Here is a 26,577-nt window from a genome sequence, read left to right on the forward strand (position 1 = left end):
AAATGTAACTTACATTGTAAACAATATGTTATATCATGAAATTTTTATTTAGTCTATTTACCATTGTAATGCTTGCCGAATCTTGTAATTCTAATAAAGAAGTAGTTTCAGACTCTAAAGAAACTGAACAAGTTGTGGCTTCTAAACCAAGCCGAGAAGCAGTCAACTTAAAGCAAGAAGTAGTTGGGGACAATTACGAAAAAGTTCTAATTACATACCAAGCTTTATCAAGAGGAACTTTTGAATATGTTCAAATTTCAAAAGCTCAAGTAATTATTTCTGAAGATAGAAATCTAAAAGAGATGAGCACTTATAATTGTAAATCTCAGGATTGGGTTATGTTAGAAGAACTGATAGAGAAAATCGATATTGAAAATTTAAATAAATTAAGTGCGCCAACAAATAAACGATTGCACGATGGTGCAGCTCACGCAAATCTGGCGATTATTAAAGGTGATGTAGAAATGATGACGCCTACATTTGATCATGGTGTACCACCAAAAGAAATTGAAGCATTAGTTAATAAAGTGTTATCCGTTAAGGAAAATGCTGTTAAACAATAGTGATTTTGTAATTTTACAACAAAGTATTAAACTATGACAATTCAAGAAGTTCAAGATGAAATTATAGATGAATTCTCAATGTTTGAAGATTGGGAAGAACGCTACCAGTACATGATAGATTTAGGTAAAACACTTCCTTTAATTGACGAAAAATATAAAACCGAAGATAATATTATAAAAGGTTGCCAAAGTAAGGTTTGGGTACATGCAGATATGAGTAATGATAAAATTAACTTTACTGCAGATAGCGATGCTATTATCACTAAAGGAATAATTGCAATACTTATTAGAGCATTTTCTAACCAGCACCCAAAAGATATAATTGAAGCCGACACATATTTTATTGACAAAATAGGCTTGAAAGAGCATTTATCACCAACTAGAGCAAATGGTTTAGTGAGTATGGTAAAGCAAATAAAATTATATGCAATTGCTTACCAAACACAATTAAATTAAGTGTCTTATGTTAATTTGTAAGACAACTGTAGTAAACACAAATATTTAAAAAATGAGCGATACAACAATAGATACAAATATACTTGGGGATAAAATCGTAAGAGTTTTAAAAACTATTTATGATCCCGAAATCCCTGTAGATATATACGAATTAGGACTAATTTACGATGTTTTTGTCAATGAAGATTATTATGTAAAAATTTTAATGACATTAACAACACCTAATTGTCCAGTTGCAGAAACCTTGCCTCTCGAGGTCGAGGAAAAAATAAAATCACTTAACGATGTTAAAGATGCTGAGGTAGAAATTACATTTGACCCACCTTGGTCACAAGATTTAATGAGTGAAGAAGCAAAACTCGAATTAGGAATGCTCTAATAAAATTAATCAACATGTCAAAAATTGGAATTGACTCTATCGCGTTTTATGTGCCACAACTTTATGTATCAATGGATGATTTGGCAGCGAGAAGAGGTATCCCTGCCGAAAAGTTAAAACGCGGTTTAGGGCTTCAAAAAATGGCAGTGCCAAATGTAGGTGAAGATGTTGTAACCTTTGCCTCAAATGCCTTATTAAACCTTATTGAACAAAATGATCTCAATCCTAATGAGATTGGTCGTGTATACTTAGGTACCGAAAGCGCAGTTGATGGCTCAAAACCATCGGCAACCTATGCCGTTGAAATTGTAGAAAACAAACTAGCTTCAACATATGGTGAACGTAGTTTTAAGAATTGTGATATTTTAGATATGACTTTTGCATGTGTTGGTGCTGTAGATGCCATGCATAATAGTATTGATTGGGTAAAACAAAATCCTGAGCGAAAAGCCGTTATTATAGCCTCTGATGTTTCAAAATACGATTTAAATTCTACTGGGGAATATACACAAGGTGCGGGTGCAGTAGCAGTTTTAATTACACATTATCCAGCTATTTTAGAGATAAATGATACTTGGGGTATTGCATCGAAAAGTGAAGGCGATTTTTTTAAACCAAGACGTACATACAAAAAAATTGAACTTTTAAAAACAGTATTTAAAGACTTAAATTTAGATACATCTAATAAGAAAATCGAAGATTTTTTAAACTCGTCTTCATCCGAATTTTGGTCAGATAATAACGACTTGGTAGAAGTCTTTAAAGAAGAACCTGTGTTTGATGGACAGTTTTCAAATACATGTTACAGCGACAGAATTACGGAAGCTATTGCACATTTTAATACACAAAACACAACGGATTTTGTAACAAAATGGCAACAGCTTATTTTTCACTTGCCATATGCCTTTCATGGGAGACGTATTATTTTTTATAATTGGCTTAATTGGATAGAAGATACAAGAGTATACTTAGCTTTGGAGAACGAGATAGGTGAACGCAAAACATCAGACAAGAAAGAATGGAAAAAAAGCGCTTACAAATCAAAAATTTATAATGAATTTATAACATCAAAAATTGTATCAGGTGAATTAGCATCTTCTGAAATTGGGAACATGTACACGGCTTCAATTTTTATGTCATTTTTAAGTTATTTATCACATAGCTTAGACGTTTCAAAAACAATTGAAGGTGATACCATTGGTTTTATAAGTTATGGAAGTGGTTCAAAATCAAAGGTGTTTGAAGGTACAATTCAAGCTAACTGGACTTCAAAATTAAAAGATGTTAAACTGTTTGAATATTTGAAAAACAGAACGGCTATTGATGTGACTACTTACGAAAAAATTCACCGTTCACAATTAGAAAAAGCTGTATTAGATGGTAGTAAAATAGCTTTGGATTATATTGAAAAAGATGACACCAATTATGGCTTACGACGCTACAAAGTGAATTAATATAAATATGGAAGGAGAAATTGTAAACAGAGTAGCAAATAGTAAGCTTAAGGTTATAGATCTCGAAGATTATTATCCAGAAGGAAAACGCGTCCTTTTTGATATAAAGGATTGGTTAATGGAGGGCTTAGTACTAAGAGAAAAAGAATTTAGAGCTTCGGTTGCTGAACACGATTGGTCACAATACCACGATTGTTATGTAGCTTTGTATTGCTCTACTGATGCTATTGTGCCAGATTGGGCATATATGTTGATTTCTCTTCAACTTCAAAATTATTCTAAGCTAACTGTTATTGGGTCATTAGAACATTTAGAATCTATTATCTACACCTCCATTATTTCAGATTTAGATATCTCTGATTATAAGGACATGCCCGTAATTATAAAAGGTTGCTCTTACAAGCCTGTGCCAGCAAATGCATTGGTATTACTATCTCAACGATTAAAACCAGTGGCAAAATCCATCATGTTTGGTGAAGCATGTTCCTCGGTTCCACTGTTTAAAAGAAAGTAACATATACCAGATTTATACTTTTTAAAACCATTGTAGTGTTATTGTAATGGTAAAGAAGGGGTTACTGTAAATCATAAAGACTTATATTTGCAAATTAACAAAACTTAGACTTACTAAAATTTAATTCATTATGAACAAAAAACTACTCTTATCTGTATTCTTAATGTTAATGATTACATTTAGTTTTTCACAGACAAAAGAAGAATTAGAAGCTCAAAAAGCAGAGAAACAAGCGGAAGCTGATAAATTTCAAGCGGAAGCTGATGCTTTACAAGCACAAATAGATGCATTACCAGGATGGCGTATTGGAGCCTTTGGTACTATAGGTGGTAGCTTATCTAACTTTAGTAAATGGTATGCTCAGGGAGCACCAAACAATCAATCTGGGGCAATTGGATTTACAGTAAATGCTTTTGCAAATAAAATAGATGAAAAATACTTTTGGAGAAATAGTTTAAATACAAATTTAAATTGGACCAAGTTAGATAATAAAGATGATCCTAATGATAGTGATGATTTTGAACCTACAACAGATGTATTTAATTTATCATCATTATATGGGAGACGACTAAGTGAAAAATGGGCAGTTTCTGGGCTAGCTGAGTATAGAACTACAATATTAAATAATTTTAACGACCCTGGTTATTTAGATGTTGGTGTAGGTTTCACCTGGACACCAATTACAGATTTAGTTGTGGTTATACACCCGGCAAACTATAATTTTGTATTTTCTAGTGGTGATACTGTTTTTGATTCGTCTTTTGGTGCAAAAATAGTTGCTGATTATACACGACAAATAGGGAAAATTAACTTTAAAACAAACCTCTCTGCTTTCCAAAGTTATGAGGATAGTAACCTGTCGAATTGGACATGGATTAATTCTTTTGCATATACTTTTTGGAAAGGTATTGGTGTTGGTTTTGATTTTGGATTACGTAGTAATAGACAAGAAGCAGCGAACTTTCAAGGTGTAGATTTAGATGATGCAGACAACGATTTACAGAGTTATTATACTGTAGGATTAAGCTATAAGTTCTAAATTCATCAGAGATAAAAAAAGAGGTCTAATTTAAATTAGACCTCTTTTTTTATATTATGTCTTCTACGTCTGGATAAAGAAAATGATTATATGGAAATCTGGTGATATGGATTTCTCTTACTTCTTTATAAACCCGTTTTCTAAATTCATCAAGATTTTCTTTTTCTAATGCAGAGATAAACAATACGTGATCACCTAATTTTGCCATCCATGTTTTTTTCCACTCCTCTATGGAGTAATTGGCTTTAGTACGCTCAATAACCAAATTATCATCATCATAAGGTTCGGCTTCATAGACGTCAATTTTATTAAACACCATAATAGTCGGTTTGTCTTTACTATCAATCTCATCTAATATTTGATTGACAGAATCTATATGCTCTTCGAAATTTGAGTGCGAAATATCTACCACATGGAGCAATAAATCTGCTTCTCTAACTTCATCAAGTGTGCTCTTAAAAGATTCTACTAATTGTGTTGGTAGTTTTCTAATAAAACCAACAGTATCGCTAACTAAAAAAGGAAGATTACCAATAACCACTTTTCTAACTGTAGTGTCTAAAGTTGCAAAGAGTTTATTCTCAGCAAAGACTTCACTTTTACTAATAACATTCATTAATGTAGACTTCCCAACGTTTGTATAACCCACCAAAGCAACACGCACCATTTTGCCACGATTACCACGTTGTACAGCCATCTGCTTATCAATGGTTTTTATTTTTTTCTTTAACAATGAGATTTTATCGCGAACAATACGTCTATCGGTTTCTATTTCGGTTTCCCCAGGACCACGCATACCAATACCACCCTTTTGCCGTTCCAGGTGTGTCCACATACCTTTGAGCCTTGGCAGCAAATATTCGCATTGTGCCAACTCTACTTGTGTTCTGGCATAGCTGGTTTGAGCACGTTGTGCAAAAATATCTAGAATAAGGTTGGTTCTATCTAAGATTTTACAATTAAGAATTTTACTAATATTTCGTTCTTGAGCAGGAGATAATTCGTCATCAAAAATTACGGTTCCAATATCATTTTCCTTAACAAAATGCATTACTTCGTCCATTTTTCCTGTCCCTATAAAAGTTTTAGGATTAGGCATGGTCATTTTCTGGGTATAGCGTTTTACGACTTCCCCACCTGCAGTGTAGGTTAAAAATTCTAATTCATCGAGGTACTCTTTAGATTGTTCTTCATTTTGATCTTGAGTTATTATACCTATAAGAACAACCTTCTCTAAATTAATATCCTTTTTTTCTATCATACATAAATTAAAGTGCAAAGTTAAGTAAATGTAGTATTCTAAATACGCTTTAAAAAACCTATATTTAATCCCATGAATAATTCTTTAGATACTTACACTATTGCATTCTATAATATTGAAAACTTATTCGATGTAGAAAATGACCCGCTAACCAATGATGATGATTTTTTACCGATTTCTGCAAAGCGTTGGACACCCAGGCGTTATGAAAATAAGCTAAGAAAACTTGGTACAGTAATTTCAAAAATTGGAGATGAGGATGCTGAGGAAGCACCTATAATTATTGGTTTGGCAGAGGTAGAAAACAAAAGAGTATTATTAGACTTAGTAAGAAGTAAAAACCTTATTGAAGAAAACTATAGCTATGTGCATTACGATTCGTCAGATGAACGAGGAATTGATGTCGCTCTCCTTTACAAAAGTGATACTTTTAAAGTAGAAAGTTCTGAGACATTTTCAGTATATCTACAAACAGAATCTGGCGAACGCGATTATACTAGAGATATTCTATTAGTACAAGGGAAGTTAAAAGAAGAGCGCTTAAATATCATTGTTAATCATTGGTCTTCAAGACGCGAAGGCGAGAAGGAGACAGAACATAAACGCATAGCAGCAGCCCGCAAAGTAAATTCTATTATTAAAAGATTAAATAAAGAAGAGGTCAATACAAAAATTATTGTAATGGGTGATTTCAATGATAACCCAAATAATGACAGCCTGTCTTTAATAGAGAAGGAAAGTAGCTTATATAATCCATTTAAAACCGTTTGGTCAAGAGACAAGGGCAGTTTAAATCATGATTTTCAATGGAATTTGTTTGATCAAATCTTATTTTCAACTAATTTTTTTGACGCAGCAAATTCGATTTTATCATATAAAGGGGCGGATGTTTATAATAATAAATCGTTAACTCAATATCATGGTAAATATAAAGGACAGCCTTTTAGAACTTATGTAGGGAAAAAATACAAAGGCGGTTATAGTGATCATTTTCCTGTTTATATACAATTGAAAACTTCCTAAACCTTTTATCGATTAATACGGTAGTTAGTCTATTATAGCAATGTTAACATCTTGTTAATAGGCATTTTTTATATATTCGAGTGGGCAAAAAAGAACGACTAACCAACGTAATTAAATACCCAACTAAGCCTCATTTATTTTTTAAAAAAACAATGCCTTTATAATCAGTGTGTTATAGAGGGTAAAATAATTTCTAATAAATCGATTAATAATGAAAAAGATTACTCTAATTTTATTGCTTTTGTGCTTTTCCTTTTCAGTAAGTGCTCAAGTACTTAATCAGCCTGCAGCCTGGCCAAATACAAATTGGACAGTTACAGGTGTATTTAACACAGATCCTGCTGCATATGAAGCAGATCCTACTCTGACTGCTAATTTCGCGTTCGACGATGATGATGCAGGTAATGGTAGTGACGATGATATTGCTGCAGAGTCACCAGTTATTGACCTTTCAGCAGCATTTGCAGCTGGGGAAACCTGGTTGTTTGTCAACGTAGATTATACATACAACGACTTAGCTGATACCTTAACTCTAGAATATTGGGATGCTGACGCTGGCATATGGGTAACATGGCAACAGTTTGTAGCTTCAGGAGATCAACCATTTGATAATTTTTGTGGAGGTGTACGAGATAGCTTTGTGAGTGATCAATTAAATATAGCTGGTTTTACCGCAACCCAATTGTCAGGTTTTCAATATAGAATATCATTTTTAGATGATGGTGGTGCAGGTGGTGCAGCTTTTGAATGGGGATTTTGTTTTGATTCTCCAACGATAACATCGCAGACTCCACCTACATGTCCAGATCCAGATATGTTAACTGTTGATAATATTATGGAAACAAGTGTAGACTTACAATGGACTGAGACAGGTTCTGCAACCTTATGGAATATTGAATGGGGATTAGCAGGTTTTGTCCAAGGAACAGGTACTACAGTTTCTGGACTTACAGCTACAACTTATAATTTAGCAACCTTAACAGCAGGTACATCATACGATTTTTATGTGCAAGCAGATTGTGGTGGCTCAGGTACATCCAATTATATAGGGCCATTTAATTTTGTTACCGCCGTACCAGGTGGCACATGTGCCAATGCATTTGCTATGACAGTTGAGACAGATTGTGATACTGCAACTCCAGTTACATTTGACTTTGCCAACGCAGAAGATATAGATGCCAACGGTGAGAATCCGTCTTGTGATGGGTTTGGAAATTTTGGCTACTGGGTAAGCTTTACAGCGCCAGCTGTGGGTTCTGTTGTGTTTAACTTTGGTGGTGCAGCTAATGGTGTTGGTCTAGAAATCTTAGATGCTTGTGGTGGTACAACTATAGGGAATTGTGAAAACAATACGTTTGATACTGGCGAAAGCTCAGATGTTATAGGTGGTCTTATACCAGGAAACACTTATGTAGCCGTAATTTGGAGAGATGGACAAGCAGAAACTGCTGATGTATGTATCGAAGAAGGGCCAACATGTCCATTTCCTATAGACTTAGATGCTTTAAATATAGGTGAGGATTCAGCAGATTTAAGTTGGACTGAAAATGGAGCAGCTACTACTTGGAATATTGAGTGGGGACCATCAGGTTTTGTTCAAGGAACAGGTACAACCGTTAATGGTGTAACAACAAACCCTTACAATTTAACTACATTAACACAAAATACAGAATACGATTTTTATGTACAAGCGGATTGTGGTGCTGAGACTTCTGATTTTTCTGGACCTTTTACATTCACCACAACCCCTCAATCTAATTTTACACTAGATTGTGTTTCAGGAGGACCATTAACTCAAGATTATTGCTATGAAAGTGGTGGTGAAACGACTCCTTTTATATTTACATTTACCAGTAATGATGGTACACCTTTAAATCTTGTATTTAATTCAGGTTCAGTAGAAAATAATTATGATGAACTTGTAGTATTAGATTCTGACGGTACTCCTTTCCTAGGTTATGAGCCTGGTCCACCAGGTTTTGGTAATGGAAATACTGGAAATGCTGGTGATATAGGAGGTTTAACATTTCAATCTACTGGAGATACGATTTCTTTCTATATTAATTCTGATGGGTCTGTAAGTTGTGGAGCTGGAAGTGCAGGGTTAACAGCTGGGATTAACTATACCGTTTCTTGTGCTACATGTATTAATCCTCAAGCTATTTATACTGTGGTTGATGATTGTGATAATGGGGATCAATTTTTAATAGATGTAGATATTACTTCTATAGGTGATGCTACGTCTCTAACAATATCTAATAATATAGACGCTAATACAGTTCCAGTGACGGCAACTGGCGTATATCAAATAGGGCCATTCCCTTTTAACGTAGATGTTGTGGTAACTGTTAGTAATGATCAAGATGTAAATTGTGTAATTAACAGTACTGCAATACAATTATTGGCTTGTCCTCCAGAAAACGACAATCCATGTAATGCTACTGTAGCTGTTGTTAATGATGATATTCTATGTGTTAACAGTACACCTGGTAGTCTTATAGAGGCTACACCTTCAGGAAATGCTGACCCATCTTGTGGTGGTGATCCAGATGACGATGTTTGGTTTCAATTTGTGGCAACAAATGAATCACACTTAATATCACTGGCTAATATAGCTGGTAGTACAACAACTGATGTTGATCACTCCGTATATTCGGGTACATGTGATAATCTAACTGAGATTGCATGTGTTTCAGATTTTGCAGAACTATCTAGCGTTGCTTCTGGATTGACCGTTGGGGAAACTTACTTTATTAGAATTTACTCAGGAGGTTCTGATGCAGAAACTACAACATTTGATCTCTGTATCACTCCATATAATGCTCCAAGCAATATTGAATGTGATACCGCAGCAAATTTCTGTAGTGGTAGTGATGCTACAGATATATTATATAGTTATAATACTATAGGTATGCCAGATAATACATCAATTGACTGTTTGGGGACATCACCTAACCCAACATATAGTGTTTTAGAAATTGGAACTTCTGGTGATATTTTAATTGAAATGGTTCAAAACTCTGCTTTTGATGCTGATGATAACCCAATAGGAGATGAGTTGGATGTTGATTTTATACTTTGGGGGCCTTATGGACCAGATGATGATTTGTGCGTTCTTGGATCTGTTGTAGATTGTAGTTATTCTGCTGCACCAGTAGAAAATGTTACACTTACAGGAGCAGTACAAGGTGAAATTTATTTATTATTAATAACCAATTTTGAGGCAGAAGCGGGTGTAATACAAGTACGTCAAACCAATGTTGGAGCACCTGGTTCTGGTAGTACAATAGCAGATATTGAGGCAGAGATTATAAGTGCTGAAGTATTTATAGATCCAGATAACGACCCTATGGAAACAGATGAGGTTTCTGTTTGTGGATTCCCTTCAGTTACTATTGAAGCAGATTCACCTTTCGCTGATGATTATGTGTGGTATGAAGATGGTTTTGTAATCCCTGGTCAAACTTCGAGTACACTGACAGTTCCAATTGGAGGATTTGGACTAGGAGCTACTAACTATCAAGTACAGGCATTTGATGGGCAATGTGGTACTAACACTTTTTCTCAAATAGTAATTGTAAATCTATATGACGAGCCTAGCGCTCTTGCACCACAAACTCTTGTGGTATGTGATGGTCCTGTGGCAGATGGCGAAGAAACTTTTGATTTAGATGCTTTTAGTACGTCACTTGGTTATAGTGCAGATTTTACGATTAGTTATTATACAAATATGACAGATGCTAACACAGCAATGAATGCAGTACCAACACCTTACACATCATCAGGTGAAACTTTAATCATAAGAATAGAGGATGTAGACGCTGCTAATAATGGTTTCTTAGGATGTAGACAACTATCTGAAGTACAATTAGTCGTTAATGCTAATCCGGTTATTAATCAACCAATGGATTTTATAGTTTGCGATGATGCAGATGGTAATGTTGACGGTTCAACACAGTTTAATTTAACCTCAATCGACACTGAGGTTACTACTGATGCTAATGTCACTGTTACTTATCATATGTCTCAAGATGATGCAGATGATGGTGTAGGTGCTTTAACAAGTCCTTACACAAGTAGTGGTGAAACAGTATTTGTTAGAGCAGAAGATAACACTACAGGTTGTCATAGTACAACATCATTTAACCTTGTTGTTAATGTTGTGCCATTATTTTCTATTAACACTGATGTATTTTATTACGATGCCGATGATGATGAATTTTTATTATGTCCACAAACTGAATCTGGTGCTATCTTAACAATAATACCTAATGGCTTTAATGTTTCAGAAGTATCTATACAATGGTTATTAGATGGTATGGATATAGCGGGAGCAACAGGTTTATCTTATGAAGCTAATACTTCAGGTGATTATGCTCCTAGAATAACATTTAATGATACAGGATGTTCTAATATAGTATCGGATAATACGGTTACAGTTGTTGAACTTGATAATTGTATTATTCCTGAAGGTATATCTCCTGGAGTTTCCCCTGGCTTTAATGATAGCTTTGACTTAAGGTATTTTAATGTTACCCGACTCGATATTTTCAATAGAAATGGAACTCTTGTTTATTCTAAGAAAAATTATTCTGATGAATGGGTAGGACAGACTAATGATGGCGAAGAACTTCCTGTTGGTACATATTTCTATACCATGACATACGAAGGCGGTGCCAAACAAAAAAGTGCTTGGGTATATATAAACAGATAACAGATAATCAACTAACTGAATCAACTTAAATTATAATGAAAAAACTCTCTATTATAGCGGTTTTGCTTTTAGCATTTCAAATGCATGGGCAACAAGACCCTCAGTACACACAGTACATGTATAATATGAATATTATCAATCCAGCCTACGCTGGCTCTAGAGAAAACCTCTCTTTTGGACTGTTATACAGAAATCAATGGGCTGGTGTAAGTGGTGGACCAGAAACAGGAACATTTTTTGGTCACTCACCAATTGGTAATAATTTAGGATTAGGTGTATCTCTTATTGCCGATCAAATCGGTCCTGTTAAAGAAACCAATGCATATGTTGATTTATCATATACATTAAAGCTAGGTGGCGAACATCGCTTAGCTTTTGGTGTTAAAGCAGGAGCAACATTTCATGATATCAATCTAACAAGCGGTAATGTAGATGTTATTGATGATGGAGATCCTTTCTTTGGCATAGGTATTAACGAAACCACACCTAATATTGGCGCAGGTTTCTTCTACTATACCAATAAGTATTATTTATCTTTATCGGTTCCTAACATGTTATCATCTGTGCATTTAGATTCTAATGGTAATAAAATTGGTTCTGAAACACAGCATTATTTCTTAACTGGTGGCTATGTTTTTGATTTGTCACCAAATACAGAACTTAAGCCATCATTTATGTTAAAGTCAGCTTTTGATGCTCCGACTTCTTTTGATGTTAACTTAAACGCTAGGTTCTTTAAGAAGTTTGAAATTGGTGCATCATACAGATTAGATGATTCTGTTTCTGGATTAGTAAACTTTGCATTATCACCATCGATAAGAGTGGGATATGCTTATGATGCTGTTTCTTCAGAAATAAAAGCATTTGCACCAGCATCGCATGAAGTTATGTTGTTATTCGACCTTAACTTCCCTAAGCGAGTTTCTCGTTCACCTAGATACTTTTAATCCGTTAAGCTAAAACAATTATGAAAAACTTAAAAACACTTTTATTTATTACGTTGATGAGTAGTAGTTTATGCTTAACTGCTCAAAACAAAAACACTAAGAAAGCCGACAAAGAATTTGCCAGATTTGAATATGTCGATGCTGCAGAAAGCTATAAAAAACTTATAGACAAAGGAGATGGTTCTTCTTACGTTTATGGGCAATTAGCAGAATGCTATTATAATATTTTTAATTCAGTTGAGGCCGAAAAATGGTATGCTAAGGCTTTAGAATCTAGTGATGACCCAGAGATGATTTTTAAATATTCTGAAATGCTTAAGGCTAACGGAAAATATGAAGAATCTAATAAGCAAATGGAAAAATTCGCTTCAATGCGCCCATCAGATAATAGAGCGACTGCTTTTAGAAAAAACCCTAATTATCTTCCTAAGATTTTAGAACAAGGAAAAAAGTTTAATGTACAAGATGCAGGTTTTAACACAGCACAATCAGATTTTGGTGGTGTAACACAAGATGGTAAACTATATATTACTTCTGCAAGAAACGATAACCGTAAAACTTATGGATGGAATGAAGAACCTTTTTTAGATATTTATACATTGACTAAAAATTCTGACGGATCGTACCAAGGAGCAACCTTAATGAACGATCAGATTAATACAAAATACCATGAAGGATTAGTGTCATTCTCACCAGATGGGGAGACTATGTATTTTTCTAGAGAGAGTTATTTTGAAAAAGATTTTCAAAAAGATTCTCTAAGTAGAGTGCGTTACAGCCAACTATATTTATTTAAAGCAACAAAACTTGGAAATGATTATGATAATGTTGAAAGCTTATCTATCAATAGTGAAAACTATTCTGTAAAGAATCCTTCTGTTAGTGCTGATGGTACTACCTTATACTTTTCATCTGATATGCCTGGTGGTTATGGACAATTTGATATTTATAAAGCACCAATTAATTCTGATGGAACAATTGGAGAACCTGTAAATATGGGGCAAAAAGTTAATACAGAGGCACAAGAAATGTTCCCTTATATAAGTAGTAATAATACGCTTTATTTTTCTTCTAATGGTCATTTAGGTCTTGGTGGAATGGATGTATTCTACACCAAAGAAGTTGACGGAAAACTTGCACCTGTTAGAAATATAGGTATTCCAATTAGTAGTAACGGAGATGATTTTGCGTTTACTATTGATGAAGAAGCAGAAGAAGGTTTTGTGTCTTCTAATAGAGAAGGAGGCCAAGGAAGTGACGATGTATATGCTTTTAAAAAGTTACAGCCATTATGCGATGTATTAATTATGGCTACTGTATTAGATGATAAAACCAGAGAACCTGTAAATGGTGCATCTGTGACATTGTATGATGCAGAAGGAAACAAAGTGGTAACCAAAACTACAAATGCAGAAGGCATTGCTGAGTTTATTGTAGAATGTGAACAAGATACTGAGCTCGAAGTAGTAATGGAAGATTTTGAAAGCAAAAGGGTACCAGTTAAAGGAAGTAATGAACAAGAATTAGCTGTGCAAATCTCCTTAGATCCTATAGAAAAAATCGTTACACCTGAAGAGATTGTGCTAAACCCTATTTATTTTGACTTTGATAAGTCTAACATTACAGCTCAAGCAGCTTTTGAATTAGATAAATTAGTTCAGGTAATGGATAAGTACCCAGATTTAGTGATTAACGCAACGTCTCATACAGATAGCAGAGGTTCTGAATCCTATAACCAGAGACTTTCTCAACGTAGAGCAAAAAGCACACAGCAATATGTGATTTCTAAAGGAATAGACAAGTCCCGTATTTCAGCTGAAGGAAAAGGAGAGAGCGAACTTAAAGTTAAATGCGGTTCTAACTGTACTGACGAAGAACATCAACAGAATAGACGCTCAGAATTTTTGATTGTTGCTGGCGGACCACAGAATCAAAAATAATTTTTAAACGATAAAATTGTAAGCCTATCATTTTATTAAAATGATAGGCTTTTTACTGAATAAATTTTAATGCTATTAAATTCTTGTTTTCAATGAAAAAAATATTTTTAATTTTTACCTTAATAGGCTTTTCATTACAATTATCTGCTCAAGAAAACATCCTATCTTCGGGTTCTAATAATGAGTCTGCATCTGGTAAAGTTACTTATTCTGTGGGACTAATTCATTATAAAGAAGCTACAGGAACTGGAGGAAGTGCATCAGTTGGAGCTCAGATTCCTTTTGAGGTTTCTGAAGTATTGAGTATAGATGATTTTAGTAGTTCGGTTGCTAAGGTTTTTCCTAATCCAACGGATAATGTCCTAAATGTTCATTTAACATCAGTCGAGAATCTTAAGTATCAGCTTATTGATTTGTCCGGAAGAAAAGTAACATCTGGTCATCTAAATGCACTTCAATCAAAAATAGAGTTAACATCTTTAGAAACATCAATTTATATTTTAAATATCCTTAAGGACAATACAATTATTAAATCTTATAAAATTTCAAAAAAATAATCCATGAAAAAGTTTTTTACTATTATACTTTTGTTTAGTATTACTTTCATTTCTCTTGCTCAAGCGCCAGAATTAATGAGTTACCAGGCTTTAATAAGAAACGCTGATGGTAATCTTATACAAAACACTTCAGTTGGTGTAAGAATAAGTATACTATTAAACTCTGATACTGGTACAGCAGTATATACAGAAACGCATACTGAAACAACTAATGATAATGGCTTGTTGACTTTAGCTATAGGTTCTGGTTCTACATCAGATGATTTTTCTTCTATAGATTGGGGAGATGGCAGCTATTATATTAAATCAGAGACAGACCCAACAGGAGGTACTAATTATAGTATTACAGGAACTAGTCAATTGTTAAGTGTGCCATATGCTTTGTATGCAAAAAACTCTGGGGATAGTGATAATGTGAGTTCGCCTAATCCTGTTTCTGATGTAATAACTACTCAAATTAAGGCAGGGAAACAAATAGTAGTTTATACTAATACTACAGCTTATGGATTTACACAATTCAATGGTGGAAGCGGTAATTGGGATTCTCAAGCCCTTTCAGGAACCGTATTAGGCGCTGTTGCATCAGAAAATGGAATAGTGATATATACAACGACTAATGCTTATGGATTTACTCAGTTTGATGGAGGAAGTGGTAACTGGGATTCTCAGACACTCTCAGATGAACCCTTAGGCGCAATTAGTTCTAAAGACACTATTGTAATATATACAACGACAAATGCTTATGGATTTTCACAATTCAATGGTGGAAGTGCGAATTGGGATTCTCAAACCCTTTCAGGACTTCCATTGGAAGCTGTGAGTTCTAATAATAATATAGTGGTGTATACAAATACTACAGCTTACGGTTTTTCTCAATTTAATGGCGGAAGTGGTAATTGGGATTCTCAAACCCTCTCAGGTGAACCTGTATCTGCTGTAGCGAATGATGCAACTATTGTAGTGTTGACGACGACAAATGCTTATGGGTTCTCACAATTCAATGGTGGAAGTGGTAACTGGGATTCTCAAACTTTATCTGGTACACCTGAAGGTATTGTAGGACATTAAATCCTATAAAAAATGCTCTGAATTATTTGTCAGAGCATTTTTTTGTTTTACCTAAGAGGAAATCCTTTTGCTGCCCACCATGGATGAACCTCTATAATAAGTCGGCCAGCTTTAACCATAGGATCGGCATTTGCTAAACTATCGGCCATTTTTAAAGTTGGTACATTATAAATGGTAATACCTCTAATATCTCCATCATCACCAAAAGGTCCGGAAATATCTGCATAGCCTAACTCGTACATTTTACCTAAATGTGCCAAATGTTCGCTTTGAAGACGATTAGCTTCTTCTTCGTTTTGATTGCGGATAGGACCGCGTTTTAAAAAAGCGATGAAGTATTGTTGCATTAGTGTGGTATCTTTTGTTTTTTCATCTACATAATCAAAAACTTGATAGCCGTCTTTAACCAGTTTTGTTTTAAGCTCTGCTATAGATTGTTCTTTTATGGTTTCTAGGTCTTTATTTGACGGGTCTAAAAGATCTTCTTCAGTCACGATGCCTTTTTCTGGGCTAGACTTAACTTCATTTTTACAAGCCAATAAGCAAGCGAATAATAACAGTAATGTTAGTGATTTTTTCATTAGTTCCATGTATTATATGGTTGTTTACTTAATTGAGAATTATAATATTTGATGTCTCCGGTAACTTCTTTGCCCAGCCATTCAGGTTTTTCAAAAGTTTCATTTATAGTGTTAAGCTCAACTTCGGCAACTATTAAACCTTCGTTCTCACCAAAAAATTTATCAACTTCAAAGGTGTGATTCCCAAATTTAACTTCATAACGCTTTTTATTAATTACCCCTTCCTCGCATAACTTTAAAAGACTTTCGGCTTCAGTTTTAGATATTTCCTTTTCCCATTCAAAACGCAGTAAACCATTCTCAGTCGATTTTCCTTTTACGGTTAAATAGCCTTTGTTCTTTTTTAGCCTTACACGAACTGTACGCTCTTTATGACTGTTTAAAAACCCTTGTTTAATATCAAAACTATTGTAGGCTTCGTTTATAAAAACTTCTGATGTTACTAAAAATTTACGTTCTATTTCTGTGGCCACAAATGATACTATTTAAAAGGCATTTAATGCCTAAATTTACATTATGATTAACGATTTACCAATAAGAAAGATAATTCATGTGGATATGGATGCATTTTATGCCTCTGTTGCACAGATGGATAATCCTAAACTTAGGGGTAAACCTATCGCTGTTGGTGGTGGAGGAAAACGTGGAGTAATTAGTGCCGCAAGTTATGAGGCGCGTAAGTTTGGTGTAAAAAGTGCTATGTCTGGTCGTTTAGCAGAAAAGCTTTGTCCCGATCTTATTTTTGTAAGGGCTGATTTTGAACGCTACATCGAAATATCAAAACGTATTCGAAAGATTTTTTACGATTACACAGATTTGGTAGAGCCTTTGTCACTTGATGAAGCTTACCTAGATGTTACTGAAAATAAGATAGGGCTACCAAGCGCTACTTTAATTGCTCAAAAGATTAGGCAGCGTATTTATGATGAAGAGGGTTTAACAGCTTCGGCAGGTATATCTATTAACAAATTTATTGCTAAAATTGCCAGTGACTATAACAAACCTAATGGGCAAAAAACTGTAAACCCAGAAGATGTGCTTCAGTTTTTAGAAGATTTGGATATTAGAAAGTTTTATGGTGTTGGCAAAGTTACAGCTGAGAAAATGTATCAAAAAGGAATCTTTACAGGAAAGGATTTAAAATCAAAATCGCTTGAATATTTAGACGAGCATTTTGGAAAATCTGGTCGTTATTACTATTATATAGTTAGAGGAATTCAAAATAGTGAAGTAAAACCCAATCGCATTAGAAAATCTCTAGCTGCTGAACGCACTTTTAGTGAAAATCTCTCTTCCGAAATTTTTATGCTCGAAAAACTAGACCATATAGCAAAAGAAGTTGCTAAACGCCTAGATAGAAGTAAGGTTGCTGGTAAAACGGTGACACTAAAGATAAAGTATAGTGACTTTACGCTTCAAACACGAAGTAAGACTTTACCTTATTTTGTAAGCGATAAAATCATAATTTTAGACACTGCAAAAGACTTGTTGTATCAAGAAAGGTTAAAGAATTCTGTTAGACTATTAGGTATTTCGCTTTCTAATCTAAATACAGATAGGTCTAACTTGACTAAAGTATCAGAGGACAAGGAAAAATCTGTTAGCGTACAGTTAAAGTTCGATTTTTAATCTATAGTATTTCTTAAGTTTATAGAGCTAACTAAAAGCAATTAAAAATGAAGTTCTTAAATTCTACTTTAGTTGTGCTTTTAATCTTTTCTTTTTCATCCTGTAAAGAAAATGAAGAAAAAAAGAAACATATCGCAGAACCCGAATCTGAAATTGAAATAAAAAATGATGTACAACCCTTTGCTAAACATATCTTTTCTCAATTTACCAATGTAAGAGATTTTACTATGGATGTTGATGAAACAGAAGCTTATTTTACACTTCAAAGTCCCGCACGAGAACTTTCAGTAATCATGAAGATTGAAAACAAAGGAGGTAAATGGCAAGAACCAAAAATTAGCAGTTTCTCAGGAAAGTATACAGATTTAGAACCTTTTTTATCTCCAGATTATTTAAAGCTATATTTCGTGTCTAATAGACCTATATCAAAGGATAGTACAAACACAAAAGATATGGATATTTGGTATGTTGAGCGGACAACAAAACAGAGGCTTGGTCTGAGCCTAAAAACATAGGTGTGCCTATTAATACCGAAAGAGATGAATTCTATCCTGCAGTAGCTAAAAATGGCAACCTCTACTTCACCACCATTAAAGAAGAGCTCGAATCTGCAGACGATATCTTTGTTAGTAAATGGAAAAACGGTGCTTATAAAGAACCAGAAATTTTAGAAGGAGGTGTCAACACAAAAGGTGCAGAATATAATGCTTTTATTGCTCCAGATGAGTCTTACATTATCTTTGGCGGTTGGCGACGACCTAATGGTTTAGGCTCTGGTGATATGTATATCAGTGAAAACGTAGATGGTAAATGGTCAACTGCTAAAAACCTTGGAGATAAAATTAATTCTAAATACATGGAGTTTTGCCCCTTTGTAAATAATGGAATACTCTATTTTACGAGCCGAAGAAGTAGTGTATCATCTAAGGAAAATGGCTTTACTAGTACAAAAGAACTAATTTCTGAGCTAAATAAATATGATAATGGATCGAGTAGGATTTATCAAGTAAAATTAAGTGATTAACGCTTTTAATTTTCTATAAATTTCCTCAGCATTTTGTTATGATAAGATATTTAAACAGGTTATTGCTGAGGTTGTAACATATTTTTGAATGAAAAACTTTACTTTTTTGTTATTGATTCTATCTTTTGGATGCTCTTCACAGACAAAAGCAAGTATTGAAGCTGAAACAGAATCAAAAAATCACCCTAAAGTTGACAGCATTATTAATGCCATCAAATCTAAGTATGACTTGTCAGGCATATCGATAGCTATGGTAAATCCTGAGTCTGAAACTTTATTAAAAAATATAGGGTATACAAATAGCAATTCTAAAAAAGAGATTACAGATACAACACTATTTAGTGCTCAATCAATCAGTAAAATCTTTACGTCTTTGGCATGTCTTAGTGCAGTAAAGGAGGGGTTTTTGGATTTAGATATTTCAATAACAAAATATCTGCCAAATTTTAGCATTAATAGTGCTCATGAAGAGTATGCCGCATCAAAGATTACACTAAGACATTTGTTATCTCATATGTCTGGATTACCACCAGATGCACCAGATGGAAATATTTTCACTCCCCAATTTAAAGGCAATCTATATACTACTTTGAATCAACGTATAAAAAGTATGAAGCATCTTTGGTTGAGAACAAAAGTTGGTTCTCAATATAATTACTCAAATATTGGTTTTGATCTCGTTGCAAGAATTATTGAAGTATCATCAGGGAAAAGTTTTCACGAATATGTACAGCAAAAGGTACTTAATCCACTCAATATGAAGTATAGTACTTTCAACCTCGATGCAATTCAATATTCATTAAATGTAGCACAAGGCCATTGCAACAATTTTGATGGTTTGATTCCTGTTAGATTTTCATCAATTGGATCAGGCGGACTATATACTTGCTCAAGAGACATGGCAAATTTCTTAAATTCTTCTTTAAAGGGGTTCCCAGAAATTTTAGATGACGATCAATTAAGTGAGTTGACGACCATACCTTTTTCTAACGCATCGAATGGATATGCCTTGGGGTTAACTATAAACCAGATTCAATATTGCACTCCAACATATGGACATACAGGAAATGGCTTTGGATTTACATCGCTTGTTTTATGGATTCCAGAGTACAAAATAGGTATTGCAATAATGTGTAATCGCGAATCTGCCTTTTCTGGACTGCAAAAAATCCAACGGGTTCTACTTAATAAATTTATGCCATCTGAGATTGCGGATTTACCATGTCATAGCTTAGCTGAGTATTCCAGTTATTTCAAAAAAGATGACGAAACGTATTATAAATATATTGCTGGGGATTATTCAAACGGTAATGTTACTCTTACATTTGAAACCAGAGATAATACTTTTGGTGTTTTAGCACCAAATGATGGGAGCTACAGAAATGTTTACTTTCTTTCCAAAAATGAATGGTTTATAAAAGACAGCGAAATCGTTCAATTCTTGTATAAAAATGAGCAAATCATAAATTTGAATAATGGTATGACTTTCGTTAAGATTGATGTTAATCCAATAGAAAAGGGACCGAATAATCCTAATTGGAACGAATATACAGGAAGATACCGCTCCTATGCCTATGGTGTTTTGGAATCAACGGAATTCATAGATATAGAAAATGGCTACTTAACCCTTAATAACAGCCTACTAAAGGAATATATTCCAGATGTGTTTTTTGATCAATTTGGACAAATAGTTGATTTTAGAAATGAAACAGTTCAAATTGAATATGGTAGGTATATGAAAATCGATTAAAATTAAGTCTGATTTATATTAAAAATATATTATTCTATGAATTTACTAGTTTTTATTATTGGCTATGCGACCATCCAGAGTATTTTGCTTATTTGTCTACTAAGTTCGGTTAAAAGAAAACTAGATAAAGGAATTTATTATTTAATTCCTTTGTTAATAGTTACAACATTTATTGGAGTTCAGTACATGTTTATTAACTTAGGGTATTATCAGTTTTATCCAAAATTATTTGCACTTGGTTTTTCTCCAATGTTTTTGATTCCGCCACTATTTTACTTGTTTAGTTCAAGCAATTTTAATTATCAAAGGTTATCATTGAAAACTATGCTGCATTTTATGCCTTTCGTTTTTGTGTTAATTGTACAGTTTATTGATTTAAGGTCACCATTTAAGAAGATACTATTTTCATTATTTGTTGCTCAATTACTAGGCTATAGTATTGAAAGTTATAGAATAATGAGAAAGGGGAGAAAACACAATGCAGAACCATCCAGAGTTTTAAAGTTTTTAACGCTGTGTATGCTTATTTTTGCTATTTGTACATTTATACTATTTATAACAAAAATAGGTTTAGATATTAATAGTGTAAATATAACAACTCTGGTTATAGCATTTTTAATTGGCTTTGTGACAATTCTTGAAGTAGCTATGGTTAAAGGATTAAACACATCGTATGATTTTATTACACTTCAAAATAAAAAATATAAGATATCTAATTTACAATCGCAGAATTTAAACACTTTAAACGAAAAAGTAATAGAGTTATTGAGCCATAAAAAGGTGTTTCTTAATTCGGGATTAAATGCAAATGACATGGCAAATCAATTGGGGATTAGTAGGCACCAACTAACCGAGTTTCTCAATCAAGAATTGAAATGTAGTTTTAATGTATTAATGAATACATATAGAGTTGACCATGTTAAAGATGCATTACTAAATAAAAACAAAAAACATTTATCAATTTCAGGACTTGCTAATGAATCAGGTTTTAAAAGTACAGCGACTTTTTATAGAGTATTTAAAAACCAAACAGGATTAACCCCTTTAGAGTATATCAAGGAACATTCTCAATCTTCAAAATAGTTCTTATTCGTACGAATGAGAATAGTATATTTTCATAGCATAACTATTTGAAGCTATTTTAGTCCTTAGATTAAAATAACTACTGTAATGATTCATAAAAATGAAGTGACTGTATTTTTATATGGTATGTTAACCCTTTCTTTTGTACTTATGTGTAATTGCACTATAAGTGAAAAAGAAAAAGTATCTATAAAAAATTATACTCCAGAACAATTTGCAAAAAACAGGTATATATCTGGAGGATCTTTTTCAAAAAAAGGACATAAACTTTTGTATACTAGTGATGAAACAGGTTTGCCTGCAGCGTGGACTTATAATATAAAAACTTCAAAAAAAACATTACTACAAAGAGATTCTCTTAATGCTGTTTACTCTTTAACGCTTTACGGTGAAGATGATAATTTAATATACATCATGAATCCTAATGGTGGAAGATCTATGCATATTTATGCTAAAGAAGGAGTACAAACTACTAATATAACACCTGGAGAAAATATAAGAGCTACATGGCGAGGTGTAAATAATGATTTCTCAGGTATTTATTATCTGTCTAATGTGCGTTCTCCTCGAAAGTTTGACAGGTATGAATATAACTTTACGACAAAAACATCTCAATTAATATTTCAAAACGACACAAAATATAGTACGAGTTATAACTCTAATAATCGCAAATATATTTTATTACACGAAAGAATAACTGAAGAAATAACTAATTTATACTTATATGATATAGCTAACAAAAGAAGAGTCTCTTTATCGCCAGCAGATAATGACTCTTATTTTTATGGAAAAGGGTTTTCTTTAGAAAGCAACGAAGTATATTATTTAACTAATTTCAATAATGAATTTGCTTACTTCGAAAAGTATAATATTAAAACAAAAGAAAGAACTCTTATTGCAAAAGAAGATTGGGATATTGTTAACGTTACTTTTTCTCGAGATCATAATTTTCTCGCTATTTATACAAACGAAAATGGAAGGGCTAGAGTTAAAGTTAAAGATTTAAAAAAGAACAGGTTTTTAGATATCCCATTTCTAAAAACTGCTGAAATAGAAAAGATAAGATTTGGTCCTAAAAACAGATATATGTCTTTGCAAGTTGCGGGGTATAATCAACCGAAAAATATTTGGTTGTTAAATCTACAAACTGGTGAGGCAAAACAGATAGTCTCAAGCCTTAATCCAGAAATAGATGCAAATGATTTATCATATCCCATAGATACCACCATTACTTCTTTTGACGGTATAAAAATCCCGGCTTTTCTATACCTTCCTAAAAACAAAGCTAAGAAAACAGATGCAGCATTAGTATGGACCCATGGTGGACCTGGCGGTCAATTTCGTACAAACTATAATCAGTATATACAATACGTCGTAAACCAAGGTTATACAGTTTTAGCAATAAACAATAGAGGGAGCAGTGGATATGGCAAAACATTTAAAGCCTTAGATAATCAAAAACATGGTTTAGACGATCTACAAGACATAATAGAAGGGAAAAAATTATTAGCATCGATGAAAGATATCGATGAAAACAAAATAGGAATTGTCGGTGATTCTTATGGTGGCTATTTAGTGCTTGCTGCATTGACCTTTCACCCCAATGAATTTGCTATTGGAATAGATATGTTTGGAATTTCGGATTGGTTACATGTTCTAAATAGCATCCCAGCTTTTTGGGAAACCAGAAAAAAAGCACTTTATGAGGAAATAGGTCATCCTAAACATGACTCTATCAAACTATATAATAAATCACCTTTATTTTTTAGTGATAATATAAAAAAACCATTAATGGTAGTTCAAGGAGCTCATGACCCTAAAGTATTACAAAGTCAATCAGATAGTATCGTAGCAAGAGTTAAATCTAACAATGTGCCGACAAAATATATTTTATTTGATGATGAAGGACACGGTATTAGAAAAAAGGAAAATCAAATTGAAGTAATGAGAGAAATCGGTGAATTTTTAAACCAATATTTGAATTAAAAAGCACAACATTGAAAATAAAAAAACCATATAAAAGAGCTCTTATATTATTCTTAATAATATTTAACCCTATTACTGCAATTGCACAAGAGTATGGGATAACAGTATTTGGAACCAACCTTATCATTAAAGAGGATATAATAAAAAATCATACAGAAGAATTAGATACATTGAAAATTTTGTACACTCGAGATCGGGATAAATACAAGAAAAAGAAAGCTGATTTGGAAAATAAGTTAATGACATTTGGTGACTTTTCACTAATCAATGTACAATTGATTAAAAGTTATACAGGTAAGTATGATTTTATTCTTGACCTTGTTGAAACCAGTGATGCAAAAACACGACTTAACTTCCGGGAAATAGATACGATACACTTTGATGATCCAGATAATTTGATAGCTAAATGGCAATCATATGAAGATTATAGTTATAGATTATTTAAAGATGGGGAAATTAAGGATTATAGCTGTCCTGTTATTCATTGCCTATGGTCATTTAATCACCTTAAATTAAAATCATATTTAGAGTTTTTTAATACTTATGCTCCAAAGCACAAAGACAGGCTTATCGAAATATTAAATTCAAGTAAATCACCAAATAAAAGAGCTTCTGCTGCCTTCTTATTAGCGCACTCAGAAATAAGTAATGAAGACTTATTAAAAATTCTTATGCCTAGTATTTACGACCCAGAAAGGAATGTAAGAAATAATAGTATGCGAGTAATTTATTATATAGTTCGTGCATATCCAGATATTAAATTTGATATATCGAAAGTCATTGACGCACTAGATTTCCCCAGCTTTACGGATAGAAATAAAGCATTGGTTATTTTAAGATCTATCTCATTAGATAATTTAAAAAAGGAAGATTCAAAAAGATTATCTCGCATTCTCGTTGAAATTTTAGAGAAGAAAGATGCTCACAATTATAAAAATGCATATATAGTTATAAAAAAGCTAAGCAAAAAAGATTTTGCTATAGATGCTATTGAGAACTGGGGAAAATGGCAAAAAACTTACTTTAAAGATTAAAAATAATTCTTGTGATTAATTGTTTTAATCAAATAAGATAACACCTTTTTACAACTCATTATACTGTAACTACGGAATATAAACTATATTATAGCTCATAAATCACACTAAATAAATACTTTGTAAAACTCTCTAAAAACTACAACTCTCAATCTCAGTTACGCGGAGCGTGTTTACCATACCTTTAGCTTGTATTGGCATAGCGGCTAAACTAATTAACATGTCTCCGACTTCGAGGTAACCCTTTTTACAGGCAATAGCATTTACATCTTCAATAGTTTCGTCTGTGCTTACAAATTTATCATAGTAAAAAGCCTCTACTCCCCAAAGTAAACTCAGTTGGGTTAAAATACGTTTATTAGAGGTAAATACTAAAATATGAGATTGTGGTCTCCATGCTGAGATTTGAAACGCTGTATAACCACTATTAGTCAATGTGGAAATTGCTTTAGCATTAATCTCATTAGCCATATTTGCAGCATGATAACATATGGACTTTGTGATATAACGCTTGGTTCGAATATGTGGTGGAGATTGTGGAACTTCAATCAATGGCGAATCCTCAACACTACGAATAATATTTGCCATTTGACGAATTACCTGCACAGGATATTGTCCAACAGACGTTTCACCAGATAGCATTACAGCATCTGCTCCATCCATTACCGAATTCGCAACATCATTAACCTCTGCACGTGTTGGAGTTAGACTGGTAATCATGGTTTCCATCATTTGCGTAGCGATAATAACAGGAATTCGGGCACGCTTTGCTCTCAATACTAATTTCTTCTGTATGAGTGGTACTTCTTCTGCAGGGATTTCTACACCCAAATCACCCCGAGCTACCATTAATCCGTCACAATATGCTACAATTTTATCAATATTCTCAACCGCTTCAGGTTTTTCAATTTTGGCAATAATTGGAATTTTATGATCACTATGCTCATTGATCAACTTTTCGAGCTGCATTAAATCTTCTGCGTGTCTTACAAAGGATAATGCTATCCAATCTACTTTTTGTTTAATGGCAAAAATTGCGTCTTCAATATCTTTTTCGGTTAATGCAGGTTGTGAGATATTTGTATTTGGTAGGTTAACCCCTTTTTTAGACTTTAATGGTCCACCTTGAATAACTTCAGCTTTAACTTCTTTTTTACCGTCAGTAGAAACCACTTCAAAAATGAGTTTACCATCATCGAGAAGAATACGTTCACCCGGTTTTGCATCTTGTGGAAAGTTCTCGTAAGTCATATAGACCCGCTCTTTTGTGCCTTCAAAACGTTTTCCTGTGGCAAAAACAATTTCATCACCTTCATTGACAATGACTTCACCTTTCATTACACCAACTCTTAGCTTAGGCCCTTGTAAATCCCCTAATATAGCTGCGTTGTAACCATATTCATCATTAAGTTCTCGTATCATTTTTATGCGTGCTTCTACATCTTTGTAATCAGCATGTGAAAAGTTGATTCTAAATACATTAGCTCCTTCATCCAACATTGCCTTAAGTGTTTCTTTGTTACTCGTTGCTGGACCTAATGTGGCTACTATTTTTGTTTTTTTATTTGACATCAA

At 33.4% G+C, this 26,577-nt stretch carries 23 protein-coding genes; 19 read left to right on the forward strand and 4 right to left on the reverse strand.

All coding sequences use genetic code 11. The features are described from left to right. The first annotated feature begins 35 nt into the window (after window positions 1-35). From Q0912_RS12640 to Q0912_RS12665, 6 genes are all read left to right on the forward strand, one after another. Window positions 36-563, forward strand: a complete 528-nt coding sequence (locus Q0912_RS12640; protein ID WP_299115619.1) for a hypothetical protein — start codon at window positions 36-38, stop codon at window positions 561-563. A 33-nt stretch (window positions 564-596) separates the two neighbouring features. After that, window positions 597-1,019 carry a SufE family protein gene (locus Q0912_RS12645; protein ID WP_299115621.1) on the forward strand — a complete coding sequence of 141 codons (423 nt, stop codon included), beginning with the start codon at window positions 597-599 and terminating at the stop codon, window positions 1,017-1,019. A gap of 52 nt (window positions 1,020-1,071) precedes the next feature. Next, window positions 1,072-1,398 (forward strand): DUF59 domain-containing protein, encoded by a 327-nt coding sequence (locus Q0912_RS12650; protein ID WP_299115623.1) that lies wholly within the window; start codon window positions 1,072-1,074, stop codon window positions 1,396-1,398. 14 nt (window positions 1,399-1,412) lie between these two features. Then, the gene (locus Q0912_RS12655; RefSeq protein WP_299115625.1) at window positions 1,413-2,852 is read left to right on the forward strand and encodes a hydroxymethylglutaryl-CoA synthase; all 1,440 of its coding nucleotides are present in this window, start codon (window positions 1,413-1,415) and stop codon (window positions 2,850-2,852) included. A gap of 7 nt (window positions 2,853-2,859) precedes the next feature. Continuing rightward, the gene (locus Q0912_RS12660) at window positions 2,860-3,366 is read left to right on the forward strand and encodes a DUF2480 family protein (RefSeq protein ID WP_299115627.1); all 507 of its coding nucleotides are present in this window, start codon (window positions 2,860-2,862) and stop codon (window positions 3,364-3,366) included. Window positions 3,367-3,496: 130 nt separating this feature from the next. Next, entirely contained in the window at window positions 3,497-4,405 is a 909-nt protein-coding gene (locus Q0912_RS12665; RefSeq protein ID WP_299115629.1) for a DUF3078 domain-containing protein, read from the forward strand. Window positions 4,406-4,454: 49 nt separating this feature from the next. Here Q0912_RS12665 and hflX read toward each other — a convergent pair whose 3' ends face one another. After that, on the reverse strand, window positions 4,455-5,666 hold the full coding sequence (gene hflX / locus Q0912_RS12670) for a GTPase HflX (RefSeq protein WP_299115631.1): 1,212 nt from the start codon (window positions 5,664-5,666) through the stop codon (window positions 4,455-4,457). Window positions 5,667-5,738: 72 nt separating this feature from the next. On the opposite strand from hflX, the gene Q0912_RS12675 reads away from it, so the two are divergent. The 6 genes from Q0912_RS12675 to Q0912_RS12700 all read left to right on the forward strand — a co-directional run bounded on the left by Q0912_RS12675 (window position 5,739) and on the right by Q0912_RS12700 (window position 15,915). Next, the gene (locus tag Q0912_RS12675; protein ID WP_299115633.1) at window positions 5,739-6,689 is read left to right on the forward strand and encodes an endonuclease; all 951 of its coding nucleotides are present in this window, start codon (window positions 5,739-5,741) and stop codon (window positions 6,687-6,689) included. Window positions 6,690-6,900: 211 nt separating this feature from the next. Continuing rightward, entirely contained in the window at window positions 6,901-11,403 is a 4,503-nt protein-coding gene (locus Q0912_RS12680; protein WP_299115634.1) for a gliding motility-associated C-terminal domain-containing protein, read from the forward strand. A 35-nt stretch (window positions 11,404-11,438) separates the two neighbouring features. Beyond that, complete coding sequence (locus Q0912_RS12685; protein WP_299115636.1) at window positions 11,439-12,350, forward strand: type IX secretion system membrane protein PorP/SprF; 912 nt, start codon at window positions 11,439-11,441, stop codon at window positions 12,348-12,350. Between the two features lie 20 nt (window positions 12,351-12,370). Then, window positions 12,371-14,290, forward strand: a complete 1,920-nt coding sequence (locus Q0912_RS12690; RefSeq protein WP_299115638.1) for an OmpA family protein — start codon at window positions 12,371-12,373, stop codon at window positions 14,288-14,290. A 92-nt stretch (window positions 14,291-14,382) separates the two neighbouring features. Further along, window positions 14,383-14,847, forward strand: coding sequence for a T9SS type A sorting domain-containing protein (locus Q0912_RS12695; protein WP_299115640.1), 465 nt, complete (start codon window positions 14,383-14,385; stop codon window positions 14,845-14,847). A 3-nt stretch (window positions 14,848-14,850) separates the two neighbouring features. Next, a complete protein-coding gene (locus tag Q0912_RS12700) occupies window positions 14,851-15,915 on the forward strand; it encodes a hypothetical protein (RefSeq protein WP_299115642.1) in 1,065 nt (354 codons plus the stop codon). 47 nt (window positions 15,916-15,962) lie between these two features. Here Q0912_RS12700 and Q0912_RS12705 read toward each other — a convergent pair whose 3' ends face one another. After that, on the reverse strand, window positions 15,963-16,496 hold the full coding sequence (locus Q0912_RS12705) for a YciI family protein (RefSeq protein ID WP_299115644.1): 534 nt from the start codon (window positions 16,494-16,496) through the stop codon (window positions 15,963-15,965). Further along, window positions 16,496-16,969 carry a CYTH domain-containing protein gene (locus Q0912_RS12710; RefSeq protein WP_299115646.1) on the reverse strand — a complete coding sequence of 158 codons (474 nt, stop codon included), beginning with the start codon at window positions 16,967-16,969 and terminating at the stop codon, window positions 16,496-16,498. Before Q0912_RS12710 ends, Q0912_RS12705 begins: the two co-directional genes overlap by 1 nt. Before the next feature lie 43 nt (window positions 16,970-17,012). On the opposite strand from Q0912_RS12710, the gene dinB reads away from it, so the two are divergent. From dinB to Q0912_RS12745, 7 genes are all read left to right on the forward strand, one after another. Then, on the forward strand, window positions 17,013-18,125 hold the full coding sequence (gene dinB / locus Q0912_RS12715) for a DNA polymerase IV (protein ID WP_299115648.1): 1,113 nt from the start codon (window positions 17,013-17,015) through the stop codon (window positions 18,123-18,125). 47 nt (window positions 18,126-18,172) lie between these two features. Then, the gene (locus Q0912_RS12720; RefSeq protein ID WP_299115650.1) at window positions 18,173-18,640 is read left to right on the forward strand and encodes a hypothetical protein; all 468 of its coding nucleotides are present in this window, start codon (window positions 18,173-18,175) and stop codon (window positions 18,638-18,640) included. Between the two features lie 2 nt (window positions 18,641-18,642). Continuing rightward, window positions 18,643-19,149, forward strand: a complete 507-nt coding sequence (locus Q0912_RS12725; protein ID WP_299115652.1) for a hypothetical protein — start codon at window positions 18,643-18,645, stop codon at window positions 19,147-19,149. 88 nt (window positions 19,150-19,237) lie between these two features. Then, the gene (locus Q0912_RS12730) at window positions 19,238-20,899 is read left to right on the forward strand and encodes a serine hydrolase domain-containing protein (protein ID WP_299115654.1); all 1,662 of its coding nucleotides are present in this window, start codon (window positions 19,238-19,240) and stop codon (window positions 20,897-20,899) included. A gap of 36 nt (window positions 20,900-20,935) precedes the next feature. Continuing rightward, window positions 20,936-21,982, forward strand: a complete 1,047-nt coding sequence (locus Q0912_RS12735) for a helix-turn-helix domain-containing protein (protein WP_299115656.1) — start codon at window positions 20,936-20,938, stop codon at window positions 21,980-21,982. A gap of 87 nt (window positions 21,983-22,069) precedes the next feature. Beyond that, entirely contained in the window at window positions 22,070-23,968 is a 1,899-nt protein-coding gene (locus tag Q0912_RS12740; RefSeq protein ID WP_299115658.1) for a S9 family peptidase, read from the forward strand. Window positions 23,969-23,979: 11 nt separating this feature from the next. Then, entirely contained in the window at window positions 23,980-25,002 is a 1,023-nt protein-coding gene (locus Q0912_RS12745; RefSeq protein WP_299115660.1) for a HEAT repeat domain-containing protein, read from the forward strand. A gap of 132 nt (window positions 25,003-25,134) precedes the next feature. On the opposite strand, the gene pyk is transcribed toward Q0912_RS12745, so the two are convergent. Then, window positions 25,135-26,577: a pyruvate kinase gene (pyk, locus tag Q0912_RS12750; RefSeq protein WP_299115662.1), complete on the reverse strand. Its 1,443-nt coding sequence runs from the start codon at window positions 26,575-26,577 to the stop codon at window positions 25,135-25,137.

The organism is uncultured Winogradskyella sp., assembly GCF_947498345.1.
In the GTDB taxonomy this organism is placed as follows: domain Bacteria; phylum Bacteroidota; class Bacteroidia; order Flavobacteriales; family Flavobacteriaceae; genus Winogradskyella.